Genomic DNA, 9,889 nt, shown 5'->3' with positions numbered 1-9,889 from the left:
CGCCGGCGACGCCCGCGGTGGTCGTCCTCCCCGGGAGCCCGCCCGGGACTCCCGCCGGCCCGCCGCGGGGCCGGACGACGGCCTGGAGCCGCTCGAGGACGTCTACGACGCGCAGACCTACCTACCGGGCCAGCTCGACGCCCCACGGCCGGGCGACGGTGGGCGGGGGCGCCCTCGGCCGGATCGGGGCTGGTAACGGCGGATGAACGCGAGCGAGCCGAGTCAACTCGTCCTGCTGATCGTCAAGATCGGCTTCCTGGCCCTACTCTGGGGCTTCATTCTGGTCACTGTGCGTGCCGTCCGGCTGGACATGTTCGGTCCGACGAAGCGCCAGCAGCGCCGCGAACCGATGCCCGTGGGACGCCCGACCCCGCCGCGAACACCGCCGCAACCAGCACACAAACCCCGCACACCCAGCAAACTCGTGGTTACCAAGGGGCCCTTGGCTGGCACAACGATTCCGCTAGGATCGGCACCAGTCACCATCGGACGGGCACAGGACTCGACTCTGGTCCTCGAGGATGACTTCGTGTCAGGCCGGCATGCAAGACTCGTGCCCCACGACGGGCAGTGGTTCGTCGAGGACCTGGGCTCGACCAATGGCACATTCCTCAACCGTACGAAGGTGACCAGTCCCATGCCGGTACCTCTCGGCGCGCCGGTCAGGATCGGGAAGACGGTCCTGGAGCTCCACCGGTGAGCCTCAGGCTTCACTTCGCCGTCCGCTCGGATGTCGGGCACGTACGGGAAGGAAACGAAGACTCCGCGTTCGCCGGGCAACGCCTGCTGGCGGTGGCCGACGGCATGGGCGGGCATGCCGCCGGCGAGGTCGCGAGTTCCACCGTGATCTCCCGGCTGGCCGATCTCGACGAGGGCGTCCACAGCGACGACCTGGTGACCGAGCTGAACGACGCGATCCGCGCCGCGAACCGCGAGCTGCGGGAGATGTCGCTGGAGAACAGCGCTCTGGACGGCATGGGCACGACGATCACCGCCGTCCTCTCGTCCGGGGACATGCTCGGCGTCCTGCATGTCGGCGACTCGCGCGCCTATCTGCTGCGCGACGGCGTGCTCAGCCAGGTCACCCACGACCACACCCTCGTGCAGGACCTGGTCGACCAGGGTCGGATCACGCCCGAGCAGGCCAACACCCATCCGCAACGCTCCCTGCTGATGCGCGCCCTGGACGGCCGCGAGGTCGAGCCCGACCTGTCGGTGCGCCAGGCCGTCACGGGCGACCGCTACCTGCTCTGCACCGATGGTCTGTCCGGCGTCGTCAGCGAGGAGACCATCCTCGAAACGCTGCTGATGCCCACCCCGCAGGAGGCGGTGGACCAGCTCGTCGACCTCGCGCTCAAGGGCGGCGGCCCGGACAACATCACCGTCGTGGTCGCCGACATCGAGCAGGACCGCGGCGAGGAGCCGCAGTACCCACTCGTCGCCGGCGCCGCCGCGGAGAAGCGGGTGGTGCCCGGCGCCGCGTCAGCGCGCAGCGGCCCCGATCCGCGCCATCCCGACGCCGAGTCGGCGGCGGCGAAGGCCGCCCGCATCGGCCGCTCGGGGTTTCACCGCCGGGACCGTCAGCAGCAGGCCAGTGACCGCGGCGACGGTGACGACGCCGACGGTGAGGGTGAAGGGGCTGGTCGCCGGCGCTCCGGGCGGCGGGTGCTGTTCGTTTCCTCGGTCGTGTTCGTGCTGGTGGTGGCCGGCGCGGCGGCCGGGTGGACCTACGTGCGCGGCCAGTACTACGTCGGCGTCGACGACGACAACCGGGTGGCCCTGTTCCAGGGTGTGAAGCACAGCGTGGTGGGCGTCCCGTTGTCCAGTGTGCTGGACCACGGCCAACCGTTGTCCGCGCTGGCATCGGCGGACCAGAACCGCGTGCGGCAAGGCATCGACGCGGACAGCCGCGCGGACGGCAACGACATCATCTCGTCGCTGTCCCCGAGCCCGACCCCGACCCCGCGGCCCTCGCCGAGCGACACCGCGTCGGAGCGGTCGAAGGCGCCGACCGTCGCGACGGGCGTCTGTGCGATCACCCCCACGACGGCCCTGCGGGCGATCCCGGCCTCGACGTGTCCTCCGACCCCCGTGCCCACCCCGTCCCCGTGACCCCGGGCCAGCGATGACCCGTCCGCCCATACCCCTTCCGCCGCTTCGCCGGCCCAGGTCGGCGGATCTCACGGCCACCTTCGCGGGACTGCCCCTTCCGCAGGGCACCGACCTGCCGCCGTACCGTCGCCGCGAGCTCGTCCTGCTGGTCTTCGCCGGCGTCCTGGCGACCAGTGCGCTCGCCGCGCTGACCCTCGCCGACATCGGGCAGCTCTCGCTCGGGATCCTCACGATCGGCCTGGGTTTCTTCTGCCTGTGGGCGGTGGCGCACCTCGCGGTCCGCCGGTTCGCCCCGGCGGCGGACCCGGTGCTGCTGCCGGTCGTCGTCGCTCTCAACGGCCTTGGCCTGGTCATGATCTACCGGCTCGACCTGGCCAAGAGCGAGGCGGCCAAGCAGTCCGGCGCTCACATCCCACCGAGCGCGGCGCAGGTGCAGCTCGTCTGGACGCTGCTGGCGGTCATCGTGTTCGTGCTGGTGCTGGCGCTGGTGCGCGATCACCGCAGCCTGGCCCAGTACGCGTACACGGCGGGCCTCGTCGGCCTTGTCGGTCTACTGCTGCCGATCGTGCCCGGCATCGGTACGAGCATCAACGGCGCCCGGCTGTGGCTGCGGGTCGGCCCGTTCTCCTTCCAGCCGAGCGAGGTGTCGAAGATCATCATTTTGATCTTCTTCGCCGGGTACCTGGTGAACAAGCGCGACGTGCTCTCGATCGCCTCCCGGTCCGTGCTCGGCGTGAAGCTCCCGCGGGCCCGTGACCTGGGCCCGGTCCTGGTGGCGTGGCTGGCCAGCCTCGGCATCCTGGTCGTGCAGAACGACCTTGGCTCGTCGCTGCTGTTCTTCGGCATGTTCATGGTCGTGCTCTACGTCGCCACCGAGCGGGCCTCGTGGATCGTGGTCGGCTTCCTGCTCTTCCTGATCGGCGCGGTCCTCGCGTATCCGCTGTTCGGACACGTCCAGGTGCGCGTCGACGGCTGGCTGCACGCGTTCGACGGGGACAACCCGTCGAACACGTCCTACCAGCTGGTCCAGGGCCTGTACGGCTTCGCCGCCGGCGGGCTCACCGGCACCGGCCTGGGCCAGGGGCATCCGCAGAAGGTGCCGTTCGCCAACACCGACTTCATCATGGCGAGCCTCGGCGAGGAGCTCGGCCTGACCGGGGTCATGGCGATCCTCACCCTGTATGCGCTGATCGTGCTGCGCGGCATGCGGGCCGCCCTGGGCGCCAAGGACGCCTTTGGCAAGCTGCTCGCGACGGGCCTCTCCTTCACCCTCGCCCTGCAGGTGTTCGTGCAGGTCGGCGGGGTGATGCGACTCATCCCGCTGACCGGGCTCACGCTGCCGTTCGTCTCCTACGGCGGGTCGTCGATCGTGGCGAACGCCGCGATCATCGCCTTACTGCTGCGCGTCAGCGACGGTGCGCGCCGCGCGCCCGAGCCGGCCTCGGATGCACCTCTGTTCGACCCGGGGGCGGTCTCCGAGAGCCCCACCCAGGTGGTGAAGACGACATGAACCGCCCCGCGCGCAAGGTCGCCGTCGCCTGCCTGGTGCTGTTCGCGGCCCTGCTGGTGAACGCCAACTGGCTCCAGGTCGGGCAGGCCGGCAGCCTCAAGAACCAGCCCACCAACGGCCGCCAGATCACCGAGCGCCTCGAACGCCAGCGCGGTCCCATCCTCGCCGCAGACGTGGAGATCGCCCGCTCGGTGCCGTCCAACGACCAGTACAAGTTCCTGCGGCAGTATCCGGCCGGCAAGCTCTACGCCGACATCACCGGCTACTACACGCTGTTCACGGCCGCCGGGCTGGAACGTTCCCAGGACGAGCTGCTCTCCGGCGACGACGACCGGCTGCTGGCCAGCCGGGTGACCGAGCTGTTCACCGGCAAGGACCGGCGCGGCGGCACGGTGGTCACCACGATCAAGCCCGCCGTCCAGCAGGCGGCCGCCGAGGCACTGGGCGACCGCAAGGGCGCCGTGGTCGCCCTGGACCCCTCGACCGGTGCGGTGCTCGCGATGGTCACCAGCCCCTCCTACGACCCGTCCGCGCTGGCCAGCCACACCGAGAAGACCGCGACCGACGCCTACGGCGTGCTCTCCGGCGACAAGGCCCAGCCGCTGCTCAACCGCGCGACACAGCAGACCTATCCGCCGGGTTCGACCTTCAAGCTCATCACCGCCGCCGCAGCGCTCGCGGCCGGGCGCAAGCCCGACGACCGAATCGCCGCGCCCAACTCACTGACGCTGCCGCAGACCACCACGCGGCTGCCGAACTTCGCCAACGAGACCTGCGGCGATGGCGAGACCGACACCCTGATCCACGCCCTGACGATCTCCTGCAACACCGCGTTCGGGCAGCTCGGCATGGATCTGGGTGGCGACGCGCTGCGCCAGCAGGCGGAGGCGTTCGGCTTCGACTCGACCTTCGCCGACTTCCCCCTGCAGCAGGCCCGCAGCGTCTTCCCGGCCAAGCTCGACGGCGCGCAGACCGCGCAGTCGGCCATCGGCCAGTACAACGTGCGGGTCACCCCGCTGCAGATGGCGGCAGTGGCCGCGGCGATCGCCAACGGCGGGACGGAGATGAAGCCATACCTTGTGTCCGAGTTGCGAGGCCCGGACGGTAAGACGATCAGCCGAACCAGCCCGAAGGAACTCGGCAAGCCGATAAGCGGCGACATCGCCGGGGAACTAACGACCATGATGGAGAGCGTGGTCACCTCGGGCACCGGGCGTAAAGCGCAGATCGACGGCGTCTCCGTCGCAGGGAAGACCGGAACCGCCGAGCACGGGACGGGCCAGCCACCGCATGCCTGGTTCGTCGGGTTCGCCCCGTCGGACAATCCCAAGGTCGCCGTCGCCGTCATCGTTGAGGACGGCGGGGGTGAGGTCGGCACCGGTGGTTCGATCGCCGCTCCCGTCGCGAAACAGGTCATGCAGGCCGCATTGGACTCACCATGAACAACTCGCCCGGCACCTCACCGTCGCAGCCGTTCGCGGGCGCCGCCTCGCCGAACACGATTTTGGACAACCGCTACCGTCTCGACGGCCGCATCGCGGCCGGCGGGATGGGCGAGGTCTGGCGCGGCCTCGACCAGACCCTCGGCCGCCCCGTCGCGGTGAAACTCCTGCGCCCCGAGTACGCCAGTGACGAGTCGTTCCTGGTCCGCTTCCGCGGCGAGGCCCGGCACGCGGCGCGGCTGTCGCACCCCGGCGTCGCGTCCGTCTACGACTACGGCGAGGTCGCCACCGCCGACGACTACCCCACCGCCTACCTGGTCATGGAGCTGGTGGAGGGCGAGCCGCTGTCCGCGGCGCTGCACCGGGAGAAGCGGCTCTCGCCGGAACGGATGCTGGACATCCTCGGTCAGGCCGCGGACGCGCTGCAGGCCGCGCACGCCCTCGGCGTCGTGCACCGCGACGTGAAGCCGGGCAACCTGCTGCTGCGCCCGGACGGCGCGGTCAAGGTCACCGACTTCGGCATCGCGCGCGCGGTCGACGCCGCCCCGCTGACCGCCACCGGGATCATGATGGGCACGGCGTACTACGTCTCGCCCGAACAGGCCTCCGGGCGGCCGGTGACACCCGCCAGCGACGTCTACTCGCTCGGGGTCGTGGCCTACGAGTGCCTCGCCGGGCGCCGGCCGTTCGACGACCGCAACCCGATCGTCGTCGTGATGGCCCATCAGCAGGACACCCCGCCACCGCTGCCGACGGACATCCCCTACCAGGTCCGGGCGCTGGTCGAGTCGGCGATGGCGAAGGACCCGGCGCGGCGGCCGAGTTCCGCGGGCGCCTTCGCCCGCACCGCGGCCGGCATCCAACGCAACCTGTGGCCGCCGGACGGCGGCCGTTGGCCGAGCCAACCCGGCCGAGGCGACCTGACCGGTCGATGACCGCCGAGCACGGCGACCGACTGCGAGCGCTTCCGATCGAGGACGTCACGACCCTCGCGCTGCTCGCCCTCGTCTGGGCGGACGGCCCCAACCCCGCCCTGCCCGAGCTGCGCCGCCACTGCCGGCAGGAGTTCGCCGCCGCGGTTCAGCCCGGCGACATCACGGCCTGATGGCCGCGAGCAGTTCCACCGCGGACAGCGCCTGTGCGCCGATACCCGTGCACTCCTCGATGCCCCGCGGGTAGGCGCCGGAGATGGCGTCGGCGACGACGATCGGCGGGAAGTCGCGCTCGCTGGCCTCGTACACCGTCATCCGCGGGCAGTTGGGGAAGTTCACCCCGACGACGGCCACCGCCCCGACGGCGCGCGCCCGCAGCCAGGCGTCGAGGCCGGTGCCGAAGAACGCGCCCCACCTGGGCTTGTACATCACCCATTCGGATGTTCCGACGGGCTGGAACCGGCCGGCCAGGAGCGCGGCGTGGTCCAGAGTGAACGGCGGCCGCGGGTGCAGCTCGGCGCGCAGCTGGCTGCCGGGCGTTCCCGGCCGGACCAGAGGCACTCCGGAGCGCAGCAACGGGCGACGGCACTGCTCCGCGTTGGATCCATCCGACTGGTAAAGGCGTATGACGTGGACGATAGGCAGGCCGGCGGTGCGAAACCCCGCGACGACCTCAGCCATGGTCGGGACCAGTTCGTCGGTGCCCGCGATGGCGTGGGGTGAGGAGCTCAGGCTGAAGTCGTTCTGCACATCGATCGTGAGCAGCGCACAACGTGTCACCCGGCCATCGTCGGCCGCGGTCCGCCGCCGAGTCCAAGCACCAGAATCACTGGTGACCAGAAGCGGCGGTCATGACGCGCGGTCGCTCGGCGCCGGGTGAGTCACGTCGTGGCCTACTGCGTTTCGGGGTGGTCGCGGGTCGGTTCGGCCAGGGGCCAGCCGCCGGCGGCGAGCCGGGCGCTGACCCGGGCGATGTCGTCCTCCCGGGGCAGCTCGTTGGTGACCTTTAGGATCGCGCTGCGGATCGCGATGGCAGGCTCGGGGTCGCTGTCGGCGCTGAGCGTCTCGGCGATCGAGTCGACCTCCTCGGAGGTCAGCTTGCGTCGCAACAAGGCGAACAGCGGCACGTAGTCGTGCTCGGGGACGCCCTCGGGGTAGCCGGCTCGCAGCCAGCCGATGATGGAGGCCAGAAAGGGAGGCAGAGCCCTGCCGGTCATCGGTCGCCCTCCGCTCAGGTTCCGGCGACGACGGAGTAGATGCCCCAGCCGATGCCGGCCAGCACGATCGCGAAGCACAGCGCGCCGGCCGCGATGCCCACCGGGTTCGTGCCGATGACCCGGTCCTCGGCTCCCGCGGTCGCGGTCACCCCGCCGCCGCCGGGCAGGCTGATGGCGCGCAGGCCCACCGCGAACAGCGCGGGCAGCCCGGCGCCGGCCAGCAGCCCGACGACCACGATCTTCCATAGTGCGTCCAGGTCGATCCAGGAGTTCATGCCAGTTCTCTCCTTGCTCCTCGCCGTCGTCCGTCGTCCGTCGTCCGCCGTCGCTGGCGCGGCTCAGGCGGCGGTGACCCGGTCCTGGTCGTCGGCGTCGACCAGGGCACCGTCCCACTCGTCGTTGACGTTGTCGTGGCTGACCGGCGACTTGCGGGCCTGCAGGTACAACGCCGCGGCGGCGAGCACCAGGATCGCGAAGACGACGATCACTCCGGCGGTGCCGCCGATGCCGGCCGCGATCCCGTAGCAGGCGGCGCCGACCAGTCCGGCGGAAGGCAGGGTGAACAGCCACGCGGTCGCCATCCGGCCCGCCACGCTCCAGCGCACCTCGGCGCCGCGCTTGCCGAGGCCGGTGCCGAGGATCGAGCCGGTGGCCACGTGCGTCGTGGACAGCGAGTAACCGAAGTGGCTGGACAGCAGGATCGTCGCGGCCGAGGAGGACTCGGCGGCCATGCCCTGCGGCGAGTCGATCTCGACGAGACCCTTGCCGAGGGTGCGGATGACCCGCCAGCCACCCAGGTAGGTGCCGGCGCTGATCGCGATCGCGCAGGTGAGGATCACCCAGAACGGCGCCTCGTCACCGGAGTTCAGCGTGCCGTTGGCGACGAGGGCGAGGGTGATGACGCCCATCGTCTTCTGCGCGTCGTTGGTCCCGTGCGCGAGGGACACCAGGGACGCGGAGCCGATCTGGCCGATGCGGAACCCGTGACTGCGTGTCCCCGTGGGTACATTTCGGCTTATTCGATAGATCAGGTATGTCCCCAGTGTCGCGATCAACCCGGCGATAATCGGCGAGAGCCCGGCCGGAATGATGACTTTCGAAACCACGCCGTGCCATTTGACGGCGTGCCCGCCGGCGGCCGCGATGGTGGCTCCGATCACGCCGCCGATGAGCGCGTGAGAGGAGCTGGAAGGTATTCCGAAGAACCAGGTAAGCAAATTCCAGGTGATGCCGCCGACCAGTCCGGCGAAGACCACCGTGAGGGTGACCAGATGGGTGTCCACCAGGCCACTCGCGATGGTGGCGGCTACGCTCAGCGACAGGAAGGCCCCGACGAGATTCAGCGCGCCGGAGATCGCGACAGCGACTTTTGGTGGCAGGGCACCCGTCGCGATCGAGGTCGCCATGGCGTTGCCGGTGTCATGAAATCCATTGGTAAAGTCGAAGGCCAGCGCGGTTATGACCACCAGGACAAGGACGCCGTCGTTCACACGGTCTGTTGTAACCGCACTTGGCGGCGATGTCGACCCTTCAACAGCCTGTGGACGGTAGGTACCGCCCGATGTTCGACCCCATTAACCTGCTGTTCGAAGAAGCGTTTGTCGTGGTTCGGTTTACGGGCCCGCGGGCGTCGTGCGGCCGCTCAGCCGCTTGACCGTGTCCCGCCGCAGGCCGGCAGCGGCCAGACCGTCGTCGGCCAGCAGGCCCGCGTCCAGCGCCCGCAGCACCTGCCCGGCCAGCGCCCGGCCGGTGGCCGGCTCGTCGGCGATCGTGGTGGCCTGTCGGGCGGCGGCATACGCGGCTAGTCGGGCGATCGCGTCATCGAGTCCGGTCAGCAGGCAGCCGGCGACGGCCGCGTGCCGGCTCACCAGCTGGCCCGGGTGGAGGTCCCAGCCCTGGTAGAGGCCGCGGTGCCAGGCTCGGCGGACCAGGTCGGCATGCCGTTGCCACGCCCGGCGCACGTCCCGGCCGTCGGCGCCCGGCGCTTCGGCCGCGTCGATCGGGAGCAGGTTCGACGAGCCGTCGGCGACCTGGATCGCGGTGCCGGCCGCCGCGAGCTGCATCAGCGTCGTGGCGTACTCCACCGCCGGGTGGTCGCTGGCCTGGTCGGCGGCGCTGATTCCGAGGGCGGCCGAGTAGTCGTAGGTGCCGACGTGCAGCCCGACGAGGCGGCCGGGGCCGAGGGCTAGGCCGGCACGGACCAGCTCCGGCAGGGCGAGAACCGCGGCGGGCGTCTCGACCTGCACCTCGATGCCGATCGGGGCGAGGCCCAGGCGCCGCTCCAGCTCGGTGACGATCGCGTCGAACACGCGTAGCTGCACCGGATCGCTGACCTTCGGCAGCGTCAGCACCAGCCCGGGTGGCACGCCGCCACCGGCGGCGAGGGTGGTGAGGAACAGGTCGAGGCTGCGCAGTCCCCGAATGCGCACGGCCGGGTCGAGCGACTTGGGCCGCAGGCCGTAACGGGCGGGCAGGGTGCCGGCACCGGCGGCGGCGAGTAGGGCTTCGGCGGCGCGCACCGCGTCGGCGTCCTCGACCTCGTCCGGGCGCGGGCCGTAGCCGTCCTCCAGGTCGACCCGCAGGTCCTGGACCGGTTCGGTGGCCAGCGTCCGCACGACGTGGGCGTGGACGGCCGCGGCGCGGTCGGCCGCCGGGTCGCCGCCGGTCGCCGCCGCC

11 protein-coding genes and 1 pseudogene are annotated in these 9,889 nt (G+C 71.0%); 7 read left to right on the top strand and 5 right to left on the bottom strand.

Translation table 11 applies throughout. The features are described 5' to 3' along the window. From MXD58_RS12300 to MXD58_RS12270, 7 genes and pseudogenes are all read left to right on the top strand, one after another. Positions 1-196: pseudogene (locus MXD58_RS12300) on the top strand (DUF2662 domain-containing protein); the annotation flags it as partial. A gap of 6 nt (positions 197-202) precedes the next feature. Next, positions 203-700 carry an FHA domain-containing protein FhaB/FipA gene (locus MXD58_RS12295; RefSeq protein ID WP_248816808.1) on the top strand — a complete coding sequence of 166 codons (498 nt, stop codon included), beginning with the start codon at positions 203-205 and terminating at the stop codon, positions 698-700. Continuing rightward, positions 697-2,112: a Stp1/IreP family PP2C-type Ser/Thr phosphatase gene (locus MXD58_RS12290; protein ID WP_248838462.1), complete on the top strand. Its 1,416-nt coding sequence runs from the start codon at positions 697-699 to the stop codon at positions 2,110-2,112. The genes MXD58_RS12295 and MXD58_RS12290 overlap by 4 nt, the downstream gene beginning before the upstream one ends. A 13-nt stretch (positions 2,113-2,125) precedes the next feature. Further along, positions 2,126-3,622, top strand: coding sequence for an FtsW/RodA/SpoVE family cell cycle protein (locus MXD58_RS12285; RefSeq protein WP_248838463.1), 1,497 nt, complete (start codon positions 2,126-2,128; stop codon positions 3,620-3,622). Then, positions 3,619-5,064: a peptidoglycan D,D-transpeptidase FtsI family protein gene (locus tag MXD58_RS12280; RefSeq protein WP_248838464.1), complete on the top strand. Its 1,446-nt coding sequence runs from the start codon at positions 3,619-3,621 to the stop codon at positions 5,062-5,064. The genes MXD58_RS12285 and MXD58_RS12280 overlap by 4 nt, the downstream gene beginning before the upstream one ends. After that, entirely contained in the window at positions 5,061-5,999 is a 939-nt protein-coding gene (locus MXD58_RS12275) for a serine/threonine-protein kinase (protein WP_518477894.1), read from the top strand. Before MXD58_RS12280 ends, MXD58_RS12275 begins: the two co-directional genes overlap by 4 nt. After that, positions 5,996-6,169 carry a hypothetical protein gene (locus MXD58_RS12270; protein ID WP_250609326.1) on the top strand — a complete coding sequence of 58 codons (174 nt, stop codon included), beginning with the start codon at positions 5,996-5,998 and terminating at the stop codon, positions 6,167-6,169. Before MXD58_RS12275 ends, MXD58_RS12270 begins: the two co-directional genes overlap by 4 nt. Here the strand turns inward: MXD58_RS12270 and MXD58_RS12265 are convergent. From MXD58_RS12265 to MXD58_RS12245, 5 genes are all read right to left on the bottom strand, one after another. Further along, positions 6,159-6,776, bottom strand: a complete 618-nt coding sequence (locus tag MXD58_RS12265) for a cysteine hydrolase family protein (protein ID WP_248839103.1) — start codon at positions 6,774-6,776, stop codon at positions 6,159-6,161. The two genes, MXD58_RS12270 and MXD58_RS12265, sit on opposite strands and share 11 nt — an antisense overlap. Before the next feature lie 113 nt (positions 6,777-6,889). Next, entirely contained in the window at positions 6,890-7,213 is a 324-nt protein-coding gene (locus MXD58_RS12260; protein WP_248839104.1) for a DUF3349 domain-containing protein, read from the bottom strand. A 14-nt stretch (positions 7,214-7,227) separates the two neighbouring features. After that, positions 7,228-7,488 carry a hypothetical protein gene (locus tag MXD58_RS12255; RefSeq protein ID WP_248839105.1) on the bottom strand — a complete coding sequence of 87 codons (261 nt, stop codon included), beginning with the start codon at positions 7,486-7,488 and terminating at the stop codon, positions 7,228-7,230. Positions 7,489-7,551: 63 nt separating this feature from the next. After that, positions 7,552-8,703 (bottom strand): inorganic phosphate transporter, encoded by a 1,152-nt coding sequence (locus MXD58_RS12250; RefSeq protein WP_248839106.1) that lies wholly within the window; start codon positions 8,701-8,703, stop codon positions 7,552-7,554. A 123-nt stretch (positions 8,704-8,826) separates the two neighbouring features. Then, the coding region (locus MXD58_RS12245) for a DUF6986 family protein (protein ID WP_250609325.1) at positions 8,827-9,889 on the bottom strand (1,063 nt) is incomplete at its 5' end.

The sequence above is a fragment of the Frankia sp. AgKG'84/4 genome (assembly GCF_023242965.2).
GTDB lineage: Bacteria > Actinomycetota > Actinomycetes > Frankiales > Frankiaceae > Frankia.
The sequence above is the reverse complement of the archived record's forward strand: the minus strand, read 5'-3'. Positions and strand labels throughout refer to the sequence as shown.